Annotated in this window: 26 protein-coding genes; 15 read left to right on the forward strand and 11 right to left on the reverse strand. The window is 72.5% G+C overall.

Annotated features, from left to right (window positions below; genetic code table 11):
* The 4 genes from ACWCPW_RS24865 to ACWCPW_RS24880 form a co-directional block, all read left to right on the forward strand.
* Positions 1 to 1455: glycoside hydrolase domain-containing protein (locus ACWCPW_RS24865; protein ID WP_449763805.1), on the forward strand; the 1455-nt coding region annotated here is incomplete at its 5' end.
* Entirely contained in the window at positions 1455 to 1937 is a 483-nt protein-coding gene (locus ACWCPW_RS24870) for a hypothetical protein (protein ID WP_449763806.1), read from the forward strand. The genes ACWCPW_RS24865 and ACWCPW_RS24870, both read left to right, overlap by 1 nt.
* A complete protein-coding gene (locus ACWCPW_RS24875) occupies positions 1934 to 2362 on the forward strand; it encodes a hypothetical protein (RefSeq protein ID WP_449763807.1) in 429 nt (142 codons plus the stop codon). Before ACWCPW_RS24870 ends, ACWCPW_RS24875 begins: the two co-directional genes overlap by 4 nt.
* Positions 2359 to 2721, forward strand: coding sequence for a hypothetical protein (locus ACWCPW_RS24880; protein WP_449763808.1), 363 nt, complete (start codon positions 2359 to 2361; stop codon positions 2719 to 2721). Before ACWCPW_RS24875 ends, ACWCPW_RS24880 begins: the two co-directional genes overlap by 4 nt.
* 69 nt (positions 2722 to 2790) lie before the next feature.
* On the opposite strand, the gene ACWCPW_RS24885 is transcribed toward ACWCPW_RS24880, so the two are convergent.
* From ACWCPW_RS24885 to ACWCPW_RS24915, 7 genes are all read right to left on the reverse strand, one after another.
* The gene (locus tag ACWCPW_RS24885) at positions 2791 to 3279 is read right to left on the reverse strand and encodes a hypothetical protein (RefSeq protein ID WP_449763809.1); all 489 of its coding nucleotides are present in this window, start codon (positions 3277 to 3279) and stop codon (positions 2791 to 2793) included.
* Between the two features lie 13 nt (positions 3280 to 3292).
* On the reverse strand, positions 3293 to 3736 hold the full coding sequence (locus tag ACWCPW_RS24890; protein ID WP_449763810.1) for a Panacea domain-containing protein: 444 nt from the start codon (positions 3734 to 3736) through the stop codon (positions 3293 to 3295).
* A gap of 425 nt (positions 3737 to 4161) precedes the next feature.
* The gene (locus ACWCPW_RS24895; protein WP_449763811.1) at positions 4162 to 4407 is read right to left on the reverse strand and encodes a hypothetical protein; all 246 of its coding nucleotides are present in this window, start codon (positions 4405 to 4407) and stop codon (positions 4162 to 4164) included.
* 70 nt (positions 4408 to 4477) lie between these two features.
* Entirely contained in the window at positions 4478 to 4726 is a 249-nt protein-coding gene (locus ACWCPW_RS24900; RefSeq protein WP_449763812.1) for a hypothetical protein, read from the reverse strand.
* A complete protein-coding gene (locus tag ACWCPW_RS24905) occupies positions 4723 to 4998 on the reverse strand; it encodes a hypothetical protein (RefSeq protein ID WP_449763813.1) in 276 nt (91 codons plus the stop codon). The genes ACWCPW_RS24900 and ACWCPW_RS24905 overlap by 4 nt, the downstream gene beginning before the upstream one ends.
* A gap of 55 nt (positions 4999 to 5053) precedes the next feature.
* Entirely contained in the window at positions 5054 to 5602 is a 549-nt protein-coding gene (locus ACWCPW_RS24910) for a flavoprotein (protein WP_449763814.1), read from the reverse strand.
* On the reverse strand, positions 5599 to 7140 hold the full coding sequence (locus ACWCPW_RS24915; protein ID WP_449763815.1) for a hypothetical protein: 1542 nt from the start codon (positions 7138 to 7140) through the stop codon (positions 5599 to 5601). The genes ACWCPW_RS24910 and ACWCPW_RS24915 overlap by 4 nt, the downstream gene beginning before the upstream one ends.
* 36 nt (positions 7141 to 7176) lie before the next feature.
* On the opposite strand from ACWCPW_RS24915, the gene ACWCPW_RS24920 reads away from it, so the two are divergent.
* Together ACWCPW_RS24920 and ACWCPW_RS24925 are read left to right on the forward strand one after the other, a co-directional pair.
* Positions 7177 to 7311 carry a hypothetical protein gene (locus ACWCPW_RS24920; protein ID WP_449763816.1) on the forward strand — a complete coding sequence of 45 codons (135 nt, stop codon included), beginning with the start codon at positions 7177 to 7179 and terminating at the stop codon, positions 7309 to 7311.
* A 308-nt stretch (positions 7312 to 7619) separates the two neighbouring features.
* Entirely contained in the window at positions 7620 to 7826 is a 207-nt protein-coding gene (locus tag ACWCPW_RS24925; RefSeq protein ID WP_449763817.1) for a hypothetical protein, read from the forward strand.
* A gap of 85 nt (positions 7827 to 7911) precedes the next feature.
* Here the strand turns inward: ACWCPW_RS24925 and ACWCPW_RS24930 are convergent, their stop codons facing one another.
* Positions 7912 to 8316 carry a hypothetical protein gene (locus tag ACWCPW_RS24930; protein ID WP_449763818.1) on the reverse strand — a complete coding sequence of 135 codons (405 nt, stop codon included), beginning with the start codon at positions 8314 to 8316 and terminating at the stop codon, positions 7912 to 7914.
* Positions 8317 to 8399: 83 nt separating this feature from the next.
* On the opposite strand from ACWCPW_RS24930, the gene ACWCPW_RS24935 reads away from it, so the two are divergent.
* Positions 8400 to 9179: a GntR family transcriptional regulator gene (locus tag ACWCPW_RS24935; RefSeq protein ID WP_449763819.1), complete on the forward strand. Its 780-nt coding sequence runs from the start codon at positions 8400 to 8402 to the stop codon at positions 9177 to 9179.
* 485 nt (positions 9180 to 9664) lie between these two features.
* Here the strand turns inward: ACWCPW_RS24935 and ACWCPW_RS24940 are convergent, their stop codons facing one another.
* From ACWCPW_RS24940 to ACWCPW_RS24950, 3 genes are all read right to left on the reverse strand, one after another.
* Positions 9665 to 10816 (reverse strand): bifunctional RNase H/acid phosphatase, encoded by a 1152-nt coding sequence (locus ACWCPW_RS24940; RefSeq protein WP_449763820.1) that lies wholly within the window; start codon positions 10814 to 10816, stop codon positions 9665 to 9667.
* Positions 10813 to 11556: a zinc ribbon domain-containing protein gene (locus tag ACWCPW_RS24945; protein ID WP_449763931.1), complete on the reverse strand. Its 744-nt coding sequence runs from the start codon at positions 11554 to 11556 to the stop codon at positions 10813 to 10815. The genes ACWCPW_RS24940 and ACWCPW_RS24945 overlap by 4 nt, the downstream gene beginning before the upstream one ends.
* 136 nt (positions 11557 to 11692) lie before the next feature.
* Entirely contained in the window at positions 11693 to 12520 is an 828-nt protein-coding gene (locus ACWCPW_RS24950; protein WP_449763821.1) for a Nif3-like dinuclear metal center hexameric protein, read from the reverse strand.
* 168 nt (positions 12521 to 12688) lie between these two features.
* Between ACWCPW_RS24950 and ACWCPW_RS24955 the strand changes: the two genes are divergently transcribed.
* The 8 genes from ACWCPW_RS24955 (at position 12689) to ACWCPW_RS24990 (ending at position 24612) form a co-directional block, all read left to right on the forward strand.
* Positions 12689 to 13996, forward strand: a complete 1308-nt coding sequence (locus ACWCPW_RS24955; RefSeq protein WP_449763822.1) for a PASTA domain-containing protein — start codon at positions 12689 to 12691, stop codon at positions 13994 to 13996.
* Between the two features lie 200 nt (positions 13997 to 14196).
* On the forward strand, positions 14197 to 14967 hold the full coding sequence (locus ACWCPW_RS24960) for an SDR family NAD(P)-dependent oxidoreductase (RefSeq protein WP_449763823.1): 771 nt from the start codon (positions 14197 to 14199) through the stop codon (positions 14965 to 14967).
* Between the two features lie 86 nt (positions 14968 to 15053).
* A complete protein-coding gene (locus ACWCPW_RS24965; RefSeq protein ID WP_449763824.1) occupies positions 15054 to 16316 on the forward strand; it encodes a sensor histidine kinase in 1263 nt (420 codons plus the stop codon).
* The gene (locus tag ACWCPW_RS24970) at positions 16313 to 16984 is read left to right on the forward strand and encodes a response regulator (protein ID WP_449763825.1); all 672 of its coding nucleotides are present in this window, start codon (positions 16313 to 16315) and stop codon (positions 16982 to 16984) included. The genes ACWCPW_RS24965 and ACWCPW_RS24970 overlap by 4 nt, the downstream gene beginning before the upstream one ends.
* A 340-nt stretch (positions 16985 to 17324) precedes the next feature.
* Positions 17325 to 20459: a class IV lanthionine synthetase LanL gene (lanL, locus tag ACWCPW_RS24975; protein WP_449763826.1), complete on the forward strand. Its 3135-nt coding sequence runs from the start codon at positions 17325 to 17327 to the stop codon at positions 20457 to 20459.
* Positions 20456 to 22282 carry an alpha/beta fold hydrolase gene (locus ACWCPW_RS24980; protein WP_449763827.1) on the forward strand — a complete coding sequence of 609 codons (1827 nt, stop codon included), beginning with the start codon at positions 20456 to 20458 and terminating at the stop codon, positions 22280 to 22282. Before lanL ends, ACWCPW_RS24980 begins: the two co-directional genes overlap by 4 nt.
* A gap of 79 nt (positions 22283 to 22361) precedes the next feature.
* Positions 22362 to 22499: a VenA family class IV lanthipeptide gene (locus tag ACWCPW_RS24985; protein WP_406281762.1), complete on the forward strand. Its 138-nt coding sequence runs from the start codon at positions 22362 to 22364 to the stop codon at positions 22497 to 22499.
* Between the two features lie 346 nt (positions 22500 to 22845).
* A complete protein-coding gene (locus ACWCPW_RS24990) occupies positions 22846 to 24612 on the forward strand; it encodes an ABC transporter ATP-binding protein (protein ID WP_449763828.1) in 1767 nt (588 codons plus the stop codon).
* Positions 24613 to 24816 lie beyond the last annotated feature (204 nt).

Raw genomic sequence — 24816 nt, forward strand, 5'->3', positions numbered from 1 at the left:
GCCAAGTCCGCCGGCCACAGCTTCGCGATCTCGTACCTCACCGACCTCGACACCTCCCACCGCGTCAAGGCGTGGACTCTCGCCGAGGTGCAGGCCTACCGCGCCGCGGGCCTGGGTGTGGTGGCGGTGTGGCAGGGCGGCGGCTCTGACCGCACGACGGCGTGGAAGGGCGGCTACGACCGCGGCAGGCGTGACGCACTTCGGGCGGCGACGCAGGCGACTGCGCTGGGGCGGCCTGCGGGCAGGCCCGTGTACTTCGCGATCGACGCGGACGCGACGTCGGCCCAACTCGTGCTGATCGGCCTGTATTTCGATGGCGTGGCCAGCGTGTTCGATCGCGCGAACGTCGGCGTGTACGGCGGCCGGACGGTCATCGAGTGGGCTCAACGCACGCGCGCCGCCTCGTGGTTCTGGCAGACCGGGGCGTGGAGTAACGGCGTCGTGGTCCCCGGCATCCATCTCTTCCAGCGGATCCCGCCGACTCGCCTCGCGGGCTACGACATCGACATCGACGACGCGATGCGGGCCGACTACGGCGCGTGGTTTGACGCGCCCACGAAGGGACACATCATGCAGCTCGTTCCCCGCAGCGCCTGGGGCGCGCGGGCGTACAAGTCCCCTGGCGGGGCGACGGCTTACAGCGGGTCCCGCCGCGGGGTGAAGGTCCACTACCTCGGGACCGCCTATCGCCCTGGCGGTCACGACACGTGCGCGGCCTACGTGCGGTCGCTGCAGGCATCGCACATGGACGGCAACGGCTGGTCGGACATCGGCTACTCGTTCCTCGTGTGTGTGCACGGCTACGTGTACGAGGGGCGCGGCTTGAAGCGGCGCAACTCGGCGAACGGCACGACGTCGTTGAACGAGGCGCATTACGCGGTGTGTGGCCTGGTCGGCTCGTCCGGGCACACCCAACCGACGACCGAACAACTCCACGGGATCCGGGACGCGATCGAGTACTGCCGCGCGCAGGGCCCGGCCGGTTCGGAGATCCGCGGTCACCGTGACGGCTACTCGACCGACTGCCCCGGGGGCCCGCTGTATGCGTGGGTCCAGGTCGGGGCCCCACGACCCACCACCGCACAGGGAGATGAGTTCGATATGGCCAACGTTGACGAGGTCGTGGCCAAGGTCACGGACGCGGTCGAGCAGCGTCTGCTGCGGACGCCGATGCTCGACACGACCTTCCCTCTCGGCGAGGAGCCCAAGTACGCGCCGATGGGCCGAGAGGGCACCCGCGGCTCGATCCTGGCCCAGCTCGCGGCCGAGGCGGCTCGGGACGGCGTGGCCGCGCTGTCGGCGAAGGTCGACGCGTTGGCGGAGCGGATTGGCGCGCCAACCCCGGTGACGGTGGACGCGGTGGCCGTGGCCGCAGCTCTGGCGGCCGACAAGTCGTTCCTCGCGGCGATCGCCAAGGCGGTCGCGGACGAGGACCACAAGCGGACGGAGGCGTGATGGCGACCGCGACTCTGACCTCGGGTGCCGCTCTGGCCGGCCTGGCCGAGCGGGCCGGCTGGACGTTCCTGCAGGTGTTCCTCGGCGGCCTGATCACGGCGAACTCGCTGGACCTGTCGGTCGCCCAGGCGGCCGCGCTCGCCGCTGTCCCGGCCGGGTTGAGTGTGCTGCTCAACGCGGTGCGCGGATGGTCGGACAACCGGGCGCTCGACCAGACCCTGCGCACCGGAACGGCCTGGTTCGTCGACTTGCTCCAGCGGACTGCGGCCACGTATGCCCTGGCTGCGGGCGGGGCGTGGATGCTGTCGGGCCGGTATGACCTGTCGACGGTGCAGGTGGCCCTGTATGGGGCGATCCCGGCGGCGCTTGCGGTGATCAAGGCTGCCGTGGCTCGGCGGGTCGGTGATCCGGGGTCGGCGGCGACGTTGCCGGGGTCGCTGGATCCGGCGGCTCCTGTGCCGGTTTTGGCGGCTGCACGGTGAGGCTCGCGGCGGCTCGTGCGCGGCAGCGTCTGGGCCGCCGCGGCATCTACCTGCTGGGCGCGGGCCTGGGGAAGGTGTGTCTCGGTGTCAGTTACCTGACGGGTCCGCTGACGACGGTGAGCCCGCTGACGTCCGTGATGCCCGTGTGGGCGTGGGCGTGGCTGTGGATCGTCGTGGGGGCGGCGGTGTTCGCGGGTGCGTGGATGCCGGTCGGCCGTGACGGCCCGGCGTTTCTCGTGGCGCTTGTGCCGCCGGTCGCGTGGGCGGGGACGCTGTTGTGGGCGTGGTGGACCGGCGACTATCCCCGCGGCGCGGCTTTGTGGGGGTGGCTGATGTGCGGCCATGTGTGGGTGATCCTGTGGGCGAGCACGGTGCCTGAGCACTCGGTCCCGCCTGCGGACCAGGTGAGAGCGAGTGACTCGTGAGTGAGATATGGGGCCTGGCGGGGATCATCGGGAGTGCTGCGATCACCGCTGCCGGCGGGTGGTTCACTCTGCGGGCGACGCATCGGGCGACTCAGGCGGGTATCGAGGCTCAGCGTGCGGTGGCCGAGGTTGCGGCGGAGCCCGAGCAGCGGCGTCAGGATCTTGAGGCGTTCCGGGCGATTCGGGCGGAGCAGTCGGCTGAGATAGACGAGATGCGTGCGGAGACGCGGTCGCTTCGGTCGCTGGTGCGGGCGTTTGCTCTGTATGTGGGGCAGTTGACCGCGCAGATGCGTCAGCAGGGGATCGAGCCGCCGGCGCCGCCGGATCGGGTGGACGAGTACAACCGAACTGGAGTGTGACCTCCGGACGCACGTGAGCCCCCGCTGCTGCCCTTCGTGGGCGGCGGCGGGGGCTTCTCTTCGTTTGCCTCAGGTGCCTTTCTTGGGGGCGGGCCAGACCTTGTGGTCCGGATCCCACCACAGGATCGAGAACTCATGCCCACGTCGAATGCCGTACAGGCGCTTCGTGCCGCTGAGACGAAGGCGACTGACGCCGTCGACGGCCTCCAAGTCCAGAGCAATCAGGCGCCTGGGCGCCTCACCGTTCGGACACTGGGTCATGTTGTTGTAGTCCTTGCCCGGGCCGGTCCCACTCTGGGAGAAGACCTCGGCGACGGTCATGCTCTCGAAGCCTCGCAACTTGCCGATGAGGTCCGCATGGTCTTCCGGAGTGATGTGCGTCAGACACCAGGGCCCTCCGACGTCGACACGGTCGAATCGGAAGCGCAGACAACGCCGTTCCTCGCCCGCCGACGGCGTCTCCACGGGCCGCCGACCGCCGTAGCCGCCGGCGGCCGCAGGGATCCTCTTGCCGTGGGTGGCGGCGGCCTTGGGCTTCTTGCTGTTCCCCTTGCTCACGAAGGCCCCCGCCCTACTCGTCCGTGCCAACCAGCCCGTCGTAGTACTCGTGCATCGCCGTGGTGGTGATGACGGCGTTACTGCGGGCCCCCGCGGGGAGGTCGCCGCGGGCGTCGCGCCAGGGCGATTCGCGGTGCGTGAGTTCGCTCAGCTCGTGAGCGGGGCGGCCGCCGTAGAAGCCGAGGACGATGTCGACGGTGGATGCCTCGACGGGCGAGAGGGCTTCGGCTTTGCCACTGGGCCAGTCGCCGACCTGAAACTGGCCGCGGTGGTGGTTGTACAGCTCGGGGCAGACGGGCCCGTTCGCCCAGGCTTCGAAGTTCTCGGGGAAGAGGGGCTTCTCTTCCCAGACGAGGTTCCATGCCTGCGAGTAGTAGCAGAGCTTCTGGAGCTTCATCGCGGTCATCGGGCCGCGCTTTTCGAGAACGTACGCGGCTACGTCGTGGACGCTGACCATGCTTGTACCCCTCTCATGCGCCTCGGCTCGTTTTCCTTCAGGGTAACGAGCGTGAGGTCCCCTATCGCACGTGGGATCCGTACTCCGTATTGATGACATTGTGGCGCCCCCCACCGACATTCGCATGTCCGTTCGAATGCTGGACACTGTCCGTTGAGTCTCCGGACTGTAGTCGCGTCCGGCGCCGGGTTCGATGGCTTCACGGAATCGTCATGCTGTTGTCGCACGGGCGGCGTAGTGCACCGGAGTGCTGTCCACAACCCGCCCGCTTATCCACAGGTCCCCCGCGGCCGCCCGCTTCCGCCCCTTCGCCCCGCCACGCTCTCCCCACGGGCCGCCCGGCCCTCGAGGAGGCGTCATGTGGGATGCGGTAGCGGCGGTTATCGGCGCGGTGGGCAGTGTGGCGGCGGTGTTGGTCGCCCGCCCTACTCGCCCGCGGCCTGCCGCGCCCGGTACAGCGCGACGACGGCCGCCCGTGCCTCGGCCTGCACCCGCTCCCACTCCCCGACCCAGGCGGCGTGCTCGGCGTCCCACGCGGCCCGCTCGGCCTCGTCCTCGGGCGGGGTCGCGTCGTTCCGCCGGCCGGTCCGGGCGTGGGCTTTGACCGCGGCGTCGGCCGCGTCCCATCGTGCTTGGGCGGCGTCGAGCGTGGTGTCGTGCGAGTCGTGCATCCGTCCGACGCTACCTGCCGGGTCCGACACCGGGCTCGTGGGCGCGGCCGGCGTCCGGGTGGCGGCTCGGCTACCAGGCCAGCGCGCGAACCACGGTGACGGTGAGGACGGACGCCGACACCTCGTACTCGATGATCACCGTGGACACCGAGGCGGACCGCCGGTCCTTGTCGCCGCGCACGGCCGAGGACCCACAGCCGTAGGGGTCGCGGCCGATGGTCCGCTCGATCTCCGCTTTGACGTTGGCCCGGCTGGTGGACGACAGGCCGGCCAGGCCCGTCTCGGCCCGGTCGGTGTAGGCGACGTAGTAGCGGCTCACTGCGGCTCCGGGGGCTCGAAGGGCGTGCCGTCGGCGTTGTGCAGGCCGGAGAAGTCGCCGGCGCGGAGACGGGCGATCTGCTCCTCGTCCTCTTCGTGGGCCTCGTCGGGGAGCGCGAAATCGAACAGAGCGACCTGGGCGATCTGCCGGAGCGGGGTGCTCCCGATCACGCGGTCGAACTCTTCGCGTCGTTCCTCGGGGAGGTTGGCGCGGATTTCGTCGAGGGTGTCGGGCAGGACGATGGTCTTGCCGCGGACGTGTGTGATGGGCATGCGCCCAGCGTGGCATCGCGCCGCCCGTGATCGGTAGCCGGCGCACTCGCGCGGGTTACTCGCCGGTCGTGCGCCCCTCTAGGGCGTCGAGCACCCGGGCCCACGGGTAGGTCGGGATGCGGCTGCCGCCCGTGCCCGGCGGGTGCGGCCGGAACCCCTCGTCGCCGTACAGGACCCGGACCCCACAGCCGCGGAGGGTCGCGACCGCCCGATCGACGGCGGGGTGGGCAGCCTGGGCCGCGTTCCAGAACGGCATCGCGACGAGGGGCAAGTCGAGTCCGATCGCTTCGGTGAGGACCCCCAAGGCGTAGGTGTCCGCGTGCCCGTCCGCCCACTTGGTGGCGGTGTTCATGGTCAGCGGTGCCACGGCGACGGCGTCCGCCTTCGGCCACCGGCCGGGCTCGTCCGCGCGCCGGTAGCGGTGCCGGATCGGACGCCCGGTCGCCGCCTCGATGGCTGCGCGATCGACGAACCCACCGCTCTCGGCCGCAGGCGTCGCGATCGTGCAAACGTCCCAGCCCCGCCCGATCGCGTCGTTGATCAGCGTGACGACGTGCGGCGCGGGTCCCGCCGCGCACACGACCAGGTACAGGACACGACTCACAGGGGTACTCCCGATCGGACGGCCAGGGATCGCAGTTCCGGGAGTCGACCGTACTCGTCGCGACGCACCAATTCGCCGGTGAGGTTCCGGGCCACGGCGCGGGAGTGGATCTCCTCGGGCGCCTGCTCCTCGGCGGTCAGGAGTGCGATCCCGGCCTGCTCGGTGCGTCCACATGCCGCGAGGGAGCGCGCGACGTCGAGCCAGAACACCGCCCGCCGCTCGGCCACTTCAAGCTTTGACACGTCGACGCCGCGCGCCGCTTCGACGGCGTGGCCGGCATTGCCCAGGGCGAGGGCGAGCGACACGCGGTGGACCTTCACGTTAGTGGGGCCGAATGCGGTCCATTGCCGGTTGCCGTCGCCGTCGAGCATCCGGGCGGCCTGCTCGGCGTCGGCGAGGAGGGCGGCGGCGGTGTCTCCCTGGCCGGCTTCGGATGCAGCCCACGCCGCTCGCAGCAGGAGCGCGCCGAACACCGAGACCAGTTCGGGTGTGTCCTTCCTGAGGTAGTGGGTGAGGTCGTCGGCCGCGAGGGCGCCGTGCTTCACGGCTTGTCGATGGTGGCCGACGGCGCCCATGGCGTGGACGACGATGCGCGTTGCGCTGCCGGTCGCCGCGGGGTCGTCGAGTATGTGGGCGGCACGCGCGGCGCGGTCGGCTGCGATCCAGGCCGAGGCGGCATCACGCCGCTTGAGAAGGAGGCTGGCCGCCACGTGGTAGGCGGTGACCGCGGCATGCTGCACGCGGGGATCGTCGGTGTGGTCCTGGGTTCCGCGCACCGCAGCGAGGAGGCCCGGGAGGCCGGCGAGAAGGACCTCGTAGCGGCACGCCTGCATGTGACCTTTGGCCGATCGGGCACCGCGCAGCAACTCGTCGGGATCCATGGTGGGTCCGCCGTGTGCGGTGAGTTCGGCGCGCACGGAGTCGAGGGGGTCCGCGGGCGGGTCGGCGAGAAGCTCGGCGGGGCTGCGCGGCAGTCGCGGCGGGACGACGGAGACGGCTACGGACGAGGCGAGGAACGTTCGTCGGTTCATGTCTTCATCGTCGGGTGCCGCGTCCTCGGCTCCGGCAGGGAGGGTGACGCTGGGCGGGATGAATCCGAGGCGCTCGATGGGCGTGTCGAACAGGGCGGCGAGCACTCGTCTGGCGGGTGGGTGCGGCCAGCCGGGATTGGTCGATTCCCAGCGGCGGACCTGGCGCGCGGAGACCGCCACACGTTCGCCCATCTGGAGAGCACGCAGGTCGAAGGCCTCGGCGAAGTCTTCCTGTGAGTGCCAGCCCTTGGCGTGGCGTGCGGCTACGAGGGCGGGATTGCCTGGCGTATACGGCCGCATGGTGGCGTCCTCCGGGGAGCGAATCGTCCCTTCACGGTAGGTGCTCGGCGGTCGTTCGGGCACGGAAATGGCCGGATGAATGGCCTCGACAGTGGCCTTTGATCCGGCCTCGTCTATGGCCTTGTCTCGCGGTTCGCTAGGGGCATGCACAATCCGGCGATCACGGGAGTGGACATGACGGTGTCTCAGGTTGATGACCGACCCCATGTCGGCCCGTCCGGCGATTCACACCGTCCGATCCGCGTGAAGCTGCCGGACCGCGAGCCGACGGACATGACTCACGACGAACTCGTCGCGCTTCAGCACGAGATCCGCGTGTACCTGCTGTACCGGGTCCCGGCTCCGCCGATCGGCCGGATCTCGAACTCGGGCGGCTGAGCCCCGCCCGACGCCGCCCGCAATCAATCTGCGGCGGCACCCCCGGCTGTTCGCCCTTCGCCCGGCGGACGGCCCGGCCCGGCGGCTGGTAGACCGCCGGGCCCTCGACTCCGGTCCCGCCGCCACCGGCGCGGTAGCGGGGCCGGCCCACTGTCGCCCGCCCTTCCGTTCGACGGGCGACACGGCCCGGTGGCGCTGGTATCGCCGCCGGGCCCCCAACACCTTGCCCGGCCGGAGGAGATCGCGCCCAGCGCGCCGGCCGGGCGAGGTTCCACCACGCCCGCCCACCCACCTGATGGAGATACGTGATGGCCCACGACGCGCGACCGCCCGGAGACGGCGACCACGTCGAGTACACCCTCGATGCCCAAGGGCGTTCGCCCGGGATCGTGCAGGGCCGCCCCCAGCGCGGCCGGGTGTGGGTGAAGCCGAACAACGGGGACGCGAAGTGGTCGGCTCCGATCAAGGACGTTCGGGTGATCCGCAGGTACCAGGCCACCAGGCCCACCTGGTAGGCCCCATAGACCACCGCCGGTCCAGGCGGTGCCGCACGGGCGGGGTCAAGTCTGCGGAGGCACGGCCCCGCCCGATGACCAGTTTCTACTCCATCCAGGTGATTCGCGCACGCATGACAACCACCCCGTCCTGCTCGATCCGATGCTCAAGCGAGTCGGAGAGTGCATCCACCAGGACCAGCCGCGGATGTTCGCTCAGGTCTGCCGGATCGGCCGACGGTTCCGGCCGGCGCTCGCGCGAGGTGACGATGACGGTGCACTCACGGTCGGACCGCTGTACTTCGGCCTCAATGTCACCCTCGGCTCCTTGCTCGATGGCCTCAGCAAGAAGTTCGGCGACGACCTGCTCCACGGGCAGGCACCCGTCGGAGTCACCGAGGTTCAGGCGGACCCACGCACGCACGAGCGGAGCGCTCGCCAGGTCGGCTGGGACGGTGATTCGTGCGGAATCCATGCGGGCACTCCAGCCCTCGGCGCCACTGATGGTCACTCAGCGTACAGGTTATGGGCATAACTGGAGACCGTCGCAGAAGGTGACATCCTTGGCCCTGCTGAGTGGCTGGAGGAGTCCTGGTGGCCGGTGTCCCGCACGGAGAGAGACCCGCCTACGTGCGCGTCGCGGACGAGCTGCGCGAGCGCATCCGAGCGGGCGAATTTCCCCCTGGGTCCCGCATCCCGTCACGCGCCGAGATCATCGCGACGTACCACGTCGGCAACACGAGCGCCCTCGAAGCACTGAGGCTGTTGACGTCCGAAGGGCTGGTCGAAGGCCGACAGGGCAGCGGGACGTACGTCAGGCAACGGCGGCGGGGGGTGCAGATCGTGCGCCATTGGCATGAGCGCCTCGGCTACAACATGCCGTACACGGCAGCGATGGTCGGCCAGGAGGGCACGGCCCCGACGTGGACCGTCGACACCGAGACCGCCGTCGAGGCGCCGCCCGCGATCGCCGCCCGCCTCGGCATCGAACCGGGAGACCGGTGCGTCAGATCGGTGTACGTGTTCCGGATGTCCGGCGCCGTCGTGATGCTGCACACGAGCTGGGAGCCCTACGCCATCACGGGCGGTACGCCGGTCCTCCTGCCCGAACGCGGACCCTTGGCGGGCGCGGGGGTGCCCACCCGGATGACGGAGATCGGCTACCCGGTCGTGCGTGCGGTCGAGCGCCTGGTGGCTCGCCCCGCACTGGCGTCGGAGGCCATCGCCCTGGAGGTTCCCACCGGGACGAGCCTGCTCGTCGTCGCGCGCGAGTGGTGGACCGCCGACCAGCCAGTCGAGTCCGCGGACATCCTGATCCCGGGGCCGAACGAGGTCCAGTACGACCTGCCGACCCACCCCCCTGCGGCGCGCTGACCTGCACACAAGGGTCCGGTTTCCAGCGGTGTCAGGGGGAGTCTCTGGGGAGTTCGGGGAGTTTCTGGGGAGAGCCAGAGCGACACCGCGTGAAACCACAGGACCCCACCCGACACCGCGACTCAGCCTCTTTATGCAGTTCAGGCCCTGTTCGACTCCGGTAAGCCCAGCTCAACCAAAATCGGGAGACAGAACCCGGCGTAGAGGCCGACTCATCCGTCGTCTTCCTTTTTCTCGCCCCTCCCCTGCCGACGCGGCTCGCCGGTCGGCGGCGCGGGAGGCGCGGGGCCGGCCGTGACGAGCCGTCCCGGGCCGCTCGGGCGAAGACGAAAGCCCCGGCCTGAACCCAGGCTCGGGGCTTTCGGAAGTTTGGTCCTCCGCGTGGTCCGCCCGGATTCCTACTGGCGGGCACGCTGAAGGCGCTTCCGACTATGACACACGTCGGGCGGCGCCGTCAAACCTTTGTTCGACCACGCCGCCCGATGTCAGACGCCGCGCAGGTGCGCGGTCTCGTTGAACACCCGCAGCGACGCGTTGCCGTCCGACCACCACTGGACCGCGCTGATCGCCGCGGCGGACAGTTCCATCCGGAACATCGACTCCGGCGGGGCGCCGAGCGCGATCCGCACCAGTGTCTTGATCGGCGTCACGTGGGTGACCACGAGCACGGTCCTGCCGGGGTGCCGGGCGATCGTCTTGTCCCGGGCCACCTCCACCCGGCGGGCCACCTCGGTGAAGCTCTCGCCACCGGGCGGGGCCGCGTCCGCGTTGGTCAGCCACGCGTCGAGGGCGTCCGGGGTCTGCTCGCGCGCCTCGGCGAAGGTGAGTCCCTCCCACGCGCCGAAGTCGGTCTCCCGGAAGCCGGGTTCCTCGCGCACCTTCAGGCCCAGTCGTTGTGCGACCGCCTCCGCGGTCTGCCGGCAGCGGCCCAGCGGCGAGGACACGATCGCCTCGATCGTGCCGCGCTCGGCGAACGCCTCGGCCGCGCGCGCGGCCTGCCAACGACCACGCTCGGACAGGTCCGGATCGGCGCCGGTGCCGGAGAAGCGCTTCTGCGGGGTGAGCACCGTCTCGCCGTGCCGCAGCAGCACCAGCGTGGTCGGGCGGCCCAGGTCCGGGCCCCAGCCGGGGGCGGTCGGGCGGACCTTGGTGGTGATCGGCTCCTCGGCCACCGGCTCCGGGGTCCGGGGCGTGGCGAACGCGGTGGACTCCTGCGGGGTCCAGGCCCGACCCTTGGCCGCCGCGTCCATCGCCTCGTTGGCCAGCCGGTCGGCGTGCTTGTTCTGCTCCCGAGGGATCCACGTGTAGGTGACCTGCCCGGGCGGATGGATGCCCCGGGCCTTGGTCGCCAGGTCGCGCATGTCGGCGTGCTTGATCTTCCAGCGCCCCGACATCTGCTCGACCACGAGCTTGGAGTCGGCCCGCACCTCGACGGTCGCCGTCGGGTCGATCGCGTGCGCCGCGCCCAGGCCGGCGATCAGACCGCGGTACTCGGCCACGTTGTTGGTGGCCACGCCGATCGCCTCGGCCACCTCGTGCAGCACCTCGCCGGTCTCGGCGTCGCGCACCAGCGCACCGTAGGCCGCCGGCCCCGGGTTGCCCCGGGAACCGCCGTCGGCCTCGACGACGAGCCTCACAGGCCCGACTCGGCCGTGCGGACGAGGATGCGCCGGCAGTTCTCGCAGCGCACGATCGCGTCCGGCGCGGCCGCCCGGATCGCGCCGAGGTCGGTGATCCCCAGCTCCAGCCGACACCCCTCGCAGCGGCGCTGGAACAGCGGGGCCACGGCCACGCCGTGCGACTGCTCGCGGATGCGCTCGTACAGCTTCATCAGGTCGGCCGGGATCGCCGCCGCGATCACCGCGCGCTGCTTGGTGGTGGCGGCCGCCTCGGTGTCGATCTCCGCCTCGGCGGCGGCCCGCCGGGCCTCGGCGGCGTCGCGCGTGGCCTGCGCCTCGTCCCGCTCGGCGACCAGCTTGGCCAGCCGGCCCTGGATGTCCTCGCGGCGTTCCATCACCTCCAGGACGACCTCTTCGAGGTCACCCTGGCGCTTGGCGAGCGAGGCCACCTCGCGCTGGAGGTTCTCCAAGTCCTTGGGCGAGGTCACGTGGCCCGAGTCCAGTCGCTGCTGGTCGCGTTCGGCGCGCTTGCGGACCTGGTCGACGTCCTGCTCGGCCTTGGTCTGGTCGCGGGCCGCGTCGCTCTCCTCGGTCTCGCCCGCGACCACGAGGTCGCGCAACCGGGCGAGCCGGGAGCCGAGGCGGTCGATCTCCTCGTTCTCCGGCAGCGTGCGCTTCTTGTGGGCGAGCAGGTCGATTCGCGAGTCGAGGGCCTGGAGGTCGAGCAGGCGGAGCTGGTCGGCGGGCGCGGCGTTCAGCGGGGGCTCCTTGGATGCGGCTCGGGTGGGCGGGAGATTGCTTCCCACCCGCCCACCCGTTGCGTTTCGGTGGGTGGCTTCGGGTGTTGCGGACGACGGTCGGGCCGATCGGGCCACATGCGCGTCGTCACGGCGCTCAGCGGTGCGGTGTGTGGAACGTCCACGGGTCCGTGACTAGTTCCGACACGTGGGTTTCCACCGTAGTACCGGTCGCGGCGAGCGCACGGGTCAGTTCCTCGGCCGCGTACGCCAGCCACGGCCACTCGGTGGCCCAGTGCGGGGCGTCCAGCAGCGCGGGGCCGCCGTGTTCCAGCGCCTCCGAGGCCGGGTGGTGGCGCAGGTCGGCGGTGACGTAGACGTCCGCGCCGCTGCGGCGGACCGCGTCGAAGAGGCTGTCGCCCGCACCGCCGCACACCGCGACGGTGCGCACCAGGCGGTCCGGGTCGCCGGCCACCCGCAGGCCGGTGGCGGTGGCGGGCAGCGCCCGGGCGGCTCGGGCGGCGAACGCGGCGAGCGTCTCGGCGGCGGCCAACTCGCCGATCCGGCCGATGCCCCGGCACTCGCTCGGGTCGGCCGGGGCCGGGTCGAGCGGGGCGGTGACGGCCAGTCCGAGCGCGGCGGCGAGCGCGTCCGAGACGCCGGGGGCCGCCGAGTCGGCGTTGGTGTGCGCGACGTGCAACGCGCAGCCGCCGGTGATCAGCGTGTGCACGACGCGCCCCTTGAAACCGGTCGCGGCGACCGAGTGCACTCCGCGCAGGAACAGCGGGTGGTGGGTGACCAGGAGGTCGGCGCCGCGCGCGAGCGCCTCGTCGGCGACCGCCCGGGTCGGGTCCACGGCGAACATCACCGAGCGCACCTCGGCGTCCGGGTCGCCGCAGACCAGCCCCACCGCGTCCCAGGATTCGGCCCACTCGGGGTGGTAGATCCGTTCGAGGGCGCTGACGACGTCGGAGAGCTTGGGCACGAAGGGAGGTTACCGCTCCGAGGTCGCCGCCCGGATTCGGGCATCCGGGGCGGACGGTGACACAGTGCACCGGAGTGCCCCCGGATTGTGGGAACTCGGTCCCATCCGAAGCGTTTGTGCGGTAGGCAGGCTCGCACTGTCGTACGACCGACGAGGGGGACGACGACGATGGTGCACTGTCTGCTGTGCGGTACGCCCTATCTGGAGACGGACGCGTACTGCCCGGGCGAACAATGCGGCACCGACCTGCACGGCCAGCGCATGGGCGATCCGGCCTGCGCGGTCCAGGCATGGTGCGAGCCTCGTCGGACCACCGCGGCTCCCGGCGAGACGGTGATGGTGACGCTGACCCTGCGCAACGCGGGCAGCGCGCCGGACCGCTACGACCCCGAACTGCCCCGGGACCTCGGCCGGCGGATCGGCCTGGACCACTCCGGTTCGCCCGACGTGTATCCGGGTGAGACCCGGATCTGGACGATCGTCTACACGGTGCCTCCGGACATCGAGGACCAGGTCGCGCCGGGCGCGATGTTCGGTCTGGGCGAGGTGGGCGCGGACAGCGGTGGCAGCGCCTTCGAACCGGTGTCCCGGGTGGTCGAGGAGAGCGAGGTCCCGGTGCGGGTGGTGTCCGCCCGGGACATGCGGGTGTCCGCGTGCGCGCCGTTCTCGGTGCGGGTGGTGTCCACGGACCGCGACCCGGACGGTGGTCGGCGACCGGTCGGCGCACCGGCGGATCCGTACCACGACGATCGTGAGCGTCGGGGCGGCAAGCGGCGGACCAGGATCACCGGCGCCGTGGCCGCGACGGTGGCCGCGATCGTCGCGGCGCTGCTGATCGGCATGGCGATGGCGGGCTCGGACGACAGGAAGCCGGCGGCCAAGACCGACCCGACGGGGTCGACGGGGTCCTCGGCCACGTCCTCCCCGGCCGCCGTGCCGACCACCGAGCCACCGGTGACCAGCACGCCCGACCCGTCCGACTCGGCCTCGCCGAGCACCGGCGCGCCCGGGAAGCTGACCGTGCCGAACGTGGTCGGGATGACCGAGGCGCAGGGGGTCGCGCTGCTGCGGGAGAAGGGCTTTCGCGGCGTCGTCAAGGGCACCGGCGGCACGATCGCCTCCACCGACCCGGCGGCCGGGAGGAAGGTGGACCGGGACAAGGCGGAGATCGTGGTGACGATGTCCGGGGTTCGGACCACGCCGCCGGTCATCCGGCCGCCGATCACGATCAGGCCCACCGATCCCGCCGCGTCGTCGGCTCCGGCGACGACCACGGTCCCGCCGCTGTCCGGCCTGACCGTCGCCGACGCGACCACGGCGCTGAAGAACGTCCGCCTGAACATCGCGCTGCCCGCCGGGGCCTCCCGGAGCGACGTGGTCACCGGCTCGACCCCGGGTTCGGGCGCGGTGGTGGCGATCGACACGACCGTGACGGTGAGCGTGGCCCCGCGCGCGACCGAGACCAATCCGGGCTGACGCGCGGCGGCCGGCCGGGCCGGCGCACCGCGGGCAGACCCGGGCCGGCGCACCGCGGGCAACCGGGGCCGGCTCGCCGCACGCGATCCAGGCCGGCCCGGCCCGCCCACCGGAGCTGACCCACCGTCAGATGCTCTGGTCGCCTCCCCTCCCCATGCAATAGCTTGCCTCAGTCAAGAACAAGCGAGGGGAGAACACTCATGCTGGACCTCACAGGCGCGTCCGCGATCGTCACCGGCGGGGCTTCCGGGCTCGGCGAGGCGACCGCCCGCCGACTCGCGGCCGGCGGCACCTCGGTGGTGATCGCGGACAAGAACGAGGAGCGCGGCAAGGCGGTCGCCGCCGAGATCGGCGCCGGCGCCGTGTTCGTCGCGACCGACGTCACGAACGAGGAGCAGATGCGCGCCGCCGTGGACGCGGCCGTCGCCCTCGCGCCGCTGCGCGCGCTGGTCTCGTGCGCCGGCACCGGGATGGGCGCGCGCACGGTGGCCCGGGACGGCTCGCCGCACCCGCTCGCCGCCTTCGAGTTCATCGTCCGGCTCAACCTGATCGGCACCTTCAACGCGGTCCGGCTCGCCGCCGCCGCGATGGCGAACGCTTCGCCGCAGGCGGACGGCGAACGCGGCGCGATCGTGTGCACCGCGTCGGTGGCCGCCTTCGACGGGCAGATCGGCCAGGCCGCGTACGGCGCGTCCAAGGCCGGCGTGGCCGGCATGACGCTGCCCGTCGCGCGCGATCTGTCCGCGATCGGCGTACGGGTCAACACGATCGCGCCCGGCACGATGGACACCGCGCTGTTCGCCGCCGCACCGCAGGCGGTCAAGGACACCCTCGGGCGGCAGGTGCTGTTCCCCAAGCGCATGGGCGTCCCGGACGAGTTCGCGTCGCTCGCGTACGAGTTGCTCACCAACAGTTACCTCAACGCCGAGGTGATCCGGCTCGACGGCGGGATTCGCTTTCAGCCGAAGTAGTGGGAATCGGTCCCAATCAGGACGATCGCCGCGCCGGTCGGCGCAGACGGTCGGCAGGCCCGCCCCAATGATGTTGGGATGGGGGCGTGAGCGATCCGACCTCGGCGTGGCAGCGCCCCCTGCCCTTCCATCTCCCCGGCCTCGCGCCGCCGATCCGCCGCGACTGCGCGATCGGTGCCGTGGTCCTCGCGGGCGCGCTCGTCCTGCTCGTCACCAACTCCTACCTGATCTGGGGCGCGTGGGACCCGAACCGGTGGCTGCGCCTGCTGCCGCTGCTGCCGTTGACCGTCGCCGAGTGCCATCGCAGCACGTCGCCGCGCTTCGCGGTGTTCCTGGGCCTGGCCTGCGAGAGCGTGGACATCGCGCTCGGGCCCTCCATCGGCGGCCTGATCATGTGGTCCGACGTGCTCTACGCGGCGTGCCTGTACGGCACGTCGCGACTGGCGTTCGGGCTGCTGTACGGCAACGTGGTGGCGCTGATCCTGGGCGCGGGCACGGTCTGGGCGGTGACCCGCGAGTTCCGGCTGTTCGTCCTGTCCATCTTCTATATCGGACTGGTCGGCATCTCCCCCGTGCTCACCGGCTTCTCGGTGCGCGAACACCGCGAGAAGGCCGAGGTGGAACGGTTGCGCGCGACCCAGACCGCGCGGCTGGCCGAACTCGACCACCAGGCCGCCGTGGTCGCCGAACGTGCCCGGATGGCACGCGAGTTGCACGACGTCATCGCCAACCACCTGAGCGCGGTGGCGGTCCAGTCCACCGCCGCGCTGTCGGTGAAGAGCATGGACGAGGCCCGACTGCGCGAGACGCTGGAGGTGATCCGGGAGAGCAGCCTGCAGGGACTCACCGAGATGCGCCGGATGATCGGCCTGCTGCGCTCGGAGAACACCCCCGAGGAACCGGTGTCGGTACCCCGTCTGGCGGAGACCGATCGGCTGGTCGAGCACGTGCGTCGGGCCGGGCTGATCGTCGACATCGAGGTCACCGGCGTGGTGCGGGAGTTGCCCACACCCGTCGACCTGGCCGCCTATCGGGTGGTCCAGGAGACCCTGACCAACGCGCTCAAGCACGCCACACCGCAGCGGTTGCGCATGGTGTTCGCCTATCGTGCGGACGTCGTGGTGATCATCGGGGACAACGGGATCGATCCCGAGCACGTGACCCGACTGCCCGGCGCCCGTGCGGGACTGGTGGGCATGTCCGAGCGCGTCTCGCTGCTCGGCGGCGTGTTCGAGGCGGGGCCGCGCGACGGCAGATGGTACGTACGGGCCGAACTCCCGTGCGGTGACGACGTGGTGCGCGGCGCCGGAGACAACGCCTCGATGGGGCCGAAGGGTGGGACCGGGTGAGCGACATCGAGACACTGCGCGTGCTGGTCGCCGAGGATCAGGCGGCGGTCCGGGCCGGACTGGTGCTGATCCTGGACGCGGCAACGGGCATCGAGGTGGTGGGCCAGGCCGTCGACGGCGAGGACGCGGTGGAACTGGCCCGGTCGTTGCGCCCGGACGTGGTGCTGATGGACGTGCGGATGCCCCGCCTGGACGGGATCAGCGCCACCCGCGAGCTGACCGCGGAAGGGCTCGACGTACTGGTGTTGACCACGTTCGACCTGGACGAATATGTGTTCGGCGCGCTGCGTGCGGGCGCCGCGGGGTTCCTGCTCAAGACGGTGGACGCCGAACGCCTGGTCGAGGCGGTCCGGTTGGTCGCGCGCGGCGACGGCTTCGTGGCGCCGGAGGTCACCCGCCGGTTGATCCACGCGTTCGCGAGCCCGACGCGCCCGGGACCGGCGGACGGGCCCGAGGTGGGCGCCGAGGCGCTCGCGTCGCTCACACCGCGCGAGGGCGACGTGCTCGCGTGCCTGGGCCGGGGCATGTCGAACCAGCGGATCGCCGAACACCTGGACATGGCCGAGGCCACGGCCAAGACGCACGTGAGCCGGATCCTCACCAAACTGGGCCTGCGCAGCCGGGTCCAGGCCGCGATCCTGGCCCAACAGCGCGGAATCGGCGAGTAACCCGATCAGCCCATTCCCAGCCGCATGGTTGCCCTCATGCCATCCCGTTGACCTGCACCGATGTCGACTGTTCGGAAATATGCAGATCAACTGACCAACCAACCCTCAATGCGGGTCACTTCACTCAAAGGGGTGAAGGCTGCCGCAACTCGTTGAGGTGGCCCGAACGCGCTGCGTACGGTCATGCCGTCCCGCCGGGGGGAGCGATCCGAGGCGGGGCTGCCACGTCGGCGGCCGAGTCACAACGGTCGTTCGACAACCGTTTCCGGGCACCGGTCGACGAGCGTGACGAGCGTCGTCGACCGGGGCGCGAGGACACAGTCGAGGGGGAAGTCCAGGGATGGCGACGACGACTCGTGGGCACCGTGCGGAGCGCACCGGCGGCCACGGCGCGCCGGGTACGAACCTGGTCGACCGTGTCCGTGCGGCGCTCGACCGCGTTGCGGTCGGTGCCCGGGAACAGGATCACGACGTTCGGGCCGCCGGTCGGTCCGACTCGGCCGAGGCGGGCGCCGGACGGGCCGCCGGTCGGTCCGACTCGGCCGAGGCGGGCGCCGGACGGGCCGCCGGTCGGTCCGACTCGGCCGAGGCGGGCGCCGGATGGGACGTGCGCTCGGACGACTTCTGGTGCACCGTACGACCGCCGGGCCACGCGGCCCGCGCCCAGGGCTGGAAGATCCACGTCAGCGCGCGCACCGGGGACGCCCCGCACGTGCTCGGCCGGGTCTGCGACGTGCTCCTGCCGCGCCGGGTCGCGTTCAAGTTCGCCGGCGACGTGGAGCGGCTGCGGATGCTCAACTCGCGGGAGGCGGACCGGGCATCGGCGGGCAAGTTCATCACCGTCTACCCCGACGACGACGAGCAGTTCATGGAGTTGGTGGACGCGCTCGACGAGGTGACGCGCGAGCTGAGCGGACCGGGCATCCTCTCCGATCGGCCGTGCCGACCGGGCAGCGTCGTGCACTACCGCTACGGCGGGTTCGGCCGACGTGCGGTGCTCGGCAACGACGGCGGCTACCGGGCGGTGCTCACCGACCCCGACGGGCTGACCGTGGACGACGCCCGGGAGGCCTGGTTCACCCCGCCGCCGTGGGCACCGGATCCGCTGGTACGGCGGGCCCGTTCGGCGCCCGCCGCCGCGCCCGCGCCGGCCCGGCCCCCAGGGGTGCTGATCGCGGGCCGCTTCGCGGTCACCTCGGCGCTGCGGCACTCGGCCAAGGGCGGCGTCTTCGTCGGCCGGGACACCACCGACGACACCGATGTCGTGGTCAAGCAGGCCCGCGCGCACATCGAGGTGGACCGCTCCGGGCGGGACGCGTGCGCCGCGCTTCGGCACGAGGCGATGCTCATGCGGCGGCTCGCGCACACCGGCCTGACCCCTCGGCACGTCGCGCTCGTGGAGGAGGCCGAGACGATCTTCCTGGCCCAGGAGCGGGTTGCGGGCGAGCCGCTGCGCACCTGGGTCGGCCGACACGCGCGGGACCCGGACGTGCCCTGGGACCGGGCCCGGGGCCTCGTCGAGGAACTGATCCGACTGGTCCGGACGGTGCACGACGAGGGCCTGGTGATCCGCGACCTGTCGCCGACGAACGTGCTGGTCGGGCCGGACCACGCGGTGCGTCTGGTGGACCTGGAGCTGGCCGCCGAGATCGGCTCCCGGGCGGGCGCGGCGGGTACTCCCGGCTATCGGGCGCCGGAGCAGCGTCCCACCGCCGACGGCGGGCACCCCGTGCACCCCGCCGCCGATCTGTACGGCCTGGGCGGCCTGTTCTTCCTGTTGGCCACCGGCGCCGACCCGGCCCTGCCCGAGGACGTGGGGGCGAGTCGCAGCACGGTGGAACGCCTGGGCGCGTGGCTGGAGTTGGCGGCACGGCAGGGCGACACGGCACGGCGGCTGGCGCCGGCGATCCGCGGCCTGTGGCACGAGGAGCCGACGGCGCGGTGGACGGTGGAGCGGTTGGACGCGTACGTCGCGGGGGTGGGTGACGGGGTCGGGGCGGGCTCGGGCTCCGGAGTGGGCTCGGGAGTGGGTGTCTCCGGTGGCGACGGGGAGGGTGCGGACGGAGATCGGGACGGCGGGGACTGCGCGGACGGCGGGGAGCGCGCCGCGGTCGGCCGGGATGGTGATGGCGGCGCCGTGGCCGGGCGGGACGACGGCGGCCGGGGGGTCGCGGGGGCGGGCGCGAGTGCCGGGATCGGTGTGGCCGCGCGGCAGGACGCGCCGGACGGGCCCCGGCCGCATCCGGACACCGAGGGCGACAAGGTCCCGCCGCATCCGCAGCCGCCGGAGGACGACCCGCTGCTTCTGGACGGGCTCGCCCACCTGATCGCGACGATGACGCCGGGGCGGGTGGATCGGCTGTGGCCGATGACGGCCGGCGCGGCGGCGATGGATCCGTGCAGCGTGCAGTACGGCGCCGCCGGTGTGCTGGGCGTACTGGCCCGGGCCGCGCACACCACCACGCTCGAACCTCGACTGCGCTACGCGCTGCATCGCGCGGTCGAGGACGGCGCGGTGTGGCTGCGCGATCGGGCGGCGGCCGAACCGGTGGTCCTGCCCGGCCTGCATTTCGGGCGTTCCGGCACCGCGTGGGCCCTGCAGGACGCGGCGGCCCTGCTCGGCGACGAGAAGCTCGCCGCCGCGGCCGTCGACGAGGCGCTGCGGGTACCGATCGCGTGGCCCAACCCGGACGTGTGCCACGGCGCCGCCGGGGCCGGTCTGCTCCAGGTCCGGATGTGGCGGGCGACCGGCGACGAGCGGTTCCGGCAGCGCGTCCTCGCGTGCGCCGACGCGCTGCTCGGCGCGGCCCGGCAGGCCGGCGACCTGACCCTGTGGCCGGTCCCGAAGGACTTCGACTCGCGCCTGGCCGGCGCGGCACACCTCGGCTTCGCGCACGGCGTCGCCGGCGTCGGCACGTTCCTGCTGGAAGCCGCCCTGGCCACCGGCCGCGAAAGCTGCCTCGACGGCGCCCGGGCCGCGGCCCGCACCCTGACCCGGACCGTGCGCGCCGACGGCGACGCCGCATGGTGGCCGCAGGGCCCCGGCGATCCGGCGGGCGTACGACTGGCGCACTGGTGCAGCGGTTCGGCCGGCGTCGGTACCTTCCTGGTCCGGCTGTGGCGCGCGGACGGCGATCCGCAGCACCGCGACCTGGCCGAGCGGGCGGGCGCGGCGGTACATCGGGCCCGCTGGCACTCGGGCACCGCCGCGTGCCACGGCCTCGCGGGCAACGGCGAGTTCCTGCTCGACCTGGCCGAACTGCTCGACGACGAGAGCCATCGCACGCGCGCCGCCGACCTGGCCGACCAGCTCCGGGCCCGGACCGCGCTGATCGAGGGCCTGCGGGTGCCCGCCGACGAGACCGCGATCGGCGTCTCGGCCTCGTACGGCACCGGTGCCGCGGGCGTCCTCGGCTTCCTGCTGCGGCTCGGCCACGGCGGCGGCCGGCTCTGGTTGGACGGTGAGGACGCGTGAACACCGTGGTGACGACGCGGCCGCTGCGCCGGATCAGTTGGTCGTTCGCGGCCGACGGAGGGCACGCGGCGTGTCTGGCCACGCCGGGCGACGGCACCTGGCGGGTCGAGTCCTGGTCGTTGCGGCCCGGCCGGGCCAGTGGCGCGCTGCCGGTGGGCACCGGGGCGCCCGAGCGGCTGCACAGCCAGTTGCTCGCACTCTCCGACGGCCGGGTGCTGATCTGCCGACACCAGCCCGGCCGGCACGAGTTGGCCCTGTTGGAGGCCGACGAAGCGGGCAGCGAACGGCACTTGACCACGGTTCGCCTCCCCGGTCTGCGGCTGCTGCCGTCGCCGAGTCCGGACGCGCTCGCACTCGCGCTCGGGGCCGACACGACGCCGTCGACCACGGTGTGGCTGGTCCGCGAGGACGGCCGGTTGGACCCCGTGGCGGAGTTGTCCGGCCTGTACGGCGGCGGGGTCCGACTCGACCCGGACGGCCGGCGGTTGGCTCTGGACCAGGTGTGGGACGGCCGGATCAAGACCGTCGTCCTCGACGTCGAGGCCGCCACCGTGCGGCCCTTCCTGGAGCTGACCGAGGCCAGCAACGACCGGCTGCTGCTGGCCGATCCGGTCGGCGGCCTGCTGGTCATCGCGAGCGACGCGCCGGGCGGCGACCGGCTGGGCTGGATCCGGCTGCCCGCCGACCGCGCGCAGGCACCGGGGCGGGTGCGCTTCCCCGAGCTGGTACATCTGCCCGACGCGGCGGTGCGGCCGATCGCGATCGCGCCGGACGGCCGCCGGGTGGCGCTCCAACTCGACCGGGGCGCGATCTCGCGGCTGGCGGTGTGGACCCCCGAGGACGGCACGCTGGTGGAGGTCGCGACGCCGGACGGTTGCCTGGGGGCGGTCGGCCGGTGGACCGAACAGGGGCTGCGGATCCCGTACTCCGCGCCGGATCGGCCCAGTTGCCTGGCCCGGCTGGACCCGGACCGGCCCGGCACGTGGCGCCAGGACGGCGAACCGGGCCCGTTCATCGGGTTCGACGACGCGTCCCGCCCGGCCTGGCGACCGGCCCATCTGGAGCTGCTGGTCGGCGGCACGGGGCCGGTCGAGTCGATCGTGTACGGCGGTCCGGACTGGCGCGCGGCCGAGCACGTGCTGCTGGCCCTGCACGGTGGGCCGGCGGCGGCGTGGCGGTTCGAGTTCGACCCGCTGTTGCAACGGCTCGCGGCGGCGGGCATCGCGGTGGTGGCGCCGAATCAGCGGGGCAGCACCGGGTACGGCGCGCGGTTCGCCCGCGAACTGCACGGCGCGTGGGGCGGCCCGGATCTCGCCGACGTGACCGCGATCGGCCGCACGATCGGCGCCGAGCGGGCCGCGTTCGGGCTCGCCCCGCCCGCCCTGTTCGGGGTCAGCTACGGGGCCTATCTCGCGCTGTTGGCCGCCTCGTTCGCGCCGAACGTGTGGTCGAGGTGCCTGGCGGTGGCACCGTTCCTGTCCGGACCGCGGTTGATCGCCGAGGCCTCGGTGCCGATCCGGGCACTGATGACCCGGCTCGGTGGCGACAGCGAGTACACCGACGAACAGGGGCCACGCGACGTGGTCGCGGTGTGCGATCGCATCGCCGTACCGCTGCTGTTCGTGCACGGCGATCGGGACGACACCGTCCCGGTCGGCCAGTCCCGCACCCTGCGCCACACCCTGCTCGGCCACGGCCGGGTCGAGGGCACCGAATTTCGCTACCTGGAGCTTCCCGGTCTGGGCCACGACGTCCTGACCGGGGATGGGGCACCCGATCTCCACGCCCGCCTGACCGGTTTCCTGCAAACCGGCCGGGTGTGACGACAGGGGGGAATCGCCCCGCACCACCCGTCGCGGGCGACCGCTCGCGACGGCGGCACCGTCCCGAAGGAGAATCACCATGGAGCACATCGAGACCGACCTCGCGGCCCTGCAGCAGCTCCCCGAGACCGAGTCGGTCGAGCTGGGCGGCCACGGCGGCAACGGGTGTCAGTTCACCTGCCTGCTCATCACCTGCCTGATCTTCACGATCAGCTAATTCCGGGATCGCGTCGCCGGCCGGTCGGGTGGTGTACGCGTCGACGTACCGGCATCCGTCCGGGTGAACCGCTGTTCGCGGCGGTGAGCCGGTGGTCGAACAGCCGGTGGTCGAGCCGGTAAGTACGAACCCGGGACCGGGAGTTCCTGCCGGAATCAGGAGCTCCCGGTCTCGGGCCGGTCCTCAGCATGGCAATCGCGGACGGTTCCGGGTCGGCGGCACGCCGCTCGTGCTTCGTTCTTGCTTCCTGCTTCCTCGACTTGCTTCTTCGACTTGCTTGTTCGTCGCGACGGTGCCGTAAGGGCGCCGCCCCGTTCCACGGTCCGCGCACCCGAGGAGTCACGCTGTGGCCGATGTGCCGATAGCCACGCAGACCGCCCCGAAGCGGGTGGATCGCACCGGCACCGGGTTTCGTGCCGCGCTGCGCACCGCGCCCGGGCCGACCCTCACGCTCGCCTTCGCCGTCCCCGCCGGGTCGATCGCCGCGTTGTTGCTGCCCGCGGCCGTCGCCGGCTCCGTGGACGCGGTGGTGCGCGGCGACTCCGCGACGGGACCGACCGTGCGACTGGTGGCCGTACTGGCGCTGGGATTGCTCGCGGGCATGCTGGCCGAAATGGCCGGTCCCGGATTGGCCGCCGACCTGACCGCGCGGTTGCGCCGGCGGCTGGCGGTACAGGTCACCGATCTGGGCACCGGCGCGCGGAATCCTTTTGCCGCCGGAGACGTCACCTCCCGGCTGGTCGGCGCGGCGCCGGACGCGGCCGGCCTGGTCCCCTCGCTGCTGGGCACGCTGGGCGCGCTGGTCACCTCGATCGGCGGCATCGTCGCGCTGGCGCTGATCGATCCGTGGCTGGCGGTCGGCTTTCTCGGCGGGCTGCTGCCCGGGCTGCTCGTGGTACGGCTGTTCATGACGCGCGCGACCGGTCTGTTCACCGACTACCAGGTGGTGCAGAGCGGCCTGGCCGCCCGGCTGACCGACGCGCTCGCGGGAGCCCGGACGATCCGGGCCTGCGGCACGCGGGATCGCGAGATCGCCCGGATCCTCGCCCCGCTGCCCGAGTTGTCGGCGGCTGGCCACGGCCTGTGGCGGGCCCAACGCAACGCGGTCGCCCAGGTGTTGCTGCTCGCGCCGATGGTCGAGTTGACCGTGTTGTCGATCGCCGGGTGGCTGCTCTCGCAGGGGCGGATCCCGCCCGGCCAACTGGTCGCGGCGGCCGGGTACGCGGCGCTGGGACTGGGCTTCCTGGAGCAGGTCGAGGCACTGGTCGGGGTCGCCCACGCACGGGCCGGGCGTACTCGGGCGGCGGAGTTGCTCGCGGTCGAGCCCGCCGGGTACGGAACGGCACGCACGCTGCCGCCGGGGCGCGGCGAGTTGACCTACCGACGGGTGAGCGTGCGGGTGTCGGAACCGGGTGGGAACGCGGACCGGGTGGTGCTCGACGGGATCGACCTGACGGTGCCGGCGGGCGCGTGTGTGGCCCTGGTCGGGGTGTCCGGTTCGGGCAAGTCCACCCTGGCCGCGCTGGCGGGGCGGTTGCGCGAGCCGGACGAGGGCGAGGTGCTCCTGGACGGGATGCCGGTGACCCGATTGGCGCGCGGCGAGTTGCGACGCGCGATCGCGTACGCGTTTCCGCGGCCGGTCCTGGTCGGCGCGGATCTCGCGGGGGCGCTCGCGTACGGGCGGCCCGGGGCGGATGTGGAGGCGGTGACGGAGGCGGCTCGGATGGCGTTCGCGGACGACTTCGTCCGTCGGTTGCCGGCCGGCTACGCGACCCGGACCCAGGGGCTCGCGCTGTCCGGCGGCGAGGTGCAACGGCTGGGCCTGGCACGGGCGTTGGTACAGGACGCGCGGGTGCTGGTGTTGGACGACGCGACCAGCGGCCTGGACACGGTCACCGAACACCACATCCACGACGCGTTCCGAACCGGGCTCGCGGGCCGCACTCGACTGGTCGTCGCCCACCGCGCGACCGCGGCGGCCGGCGCGGACTTCGTGGCCTGGTTGGCCGCGGGTCGCATCAAGGCGATCGGCACCCACGCCGAACTCTGGAGCGACCCCGCCTACCGCGCGATCTTCGCCACCCGCACCCCCGACCCGAACACGACCCGATGAGGCACGGGGTCACATGACCGACGACACCAACGAACCTCCGCCGAACCACCGCCCCACCCCACCCGTACCAGGAGACGGGCAACGCGGACAGCCGGCACGGGGAGCCGGCAACACGCGGGTCGCCCCGAACCAGCCGACAACCCACGAACCACCGAAGGCCGACGACACACGGGACCGGCCGAACGACCGACCGGGACACGTCCG

The organism is Embleya sp. NPDC001921, assembly GCF_053594475.1.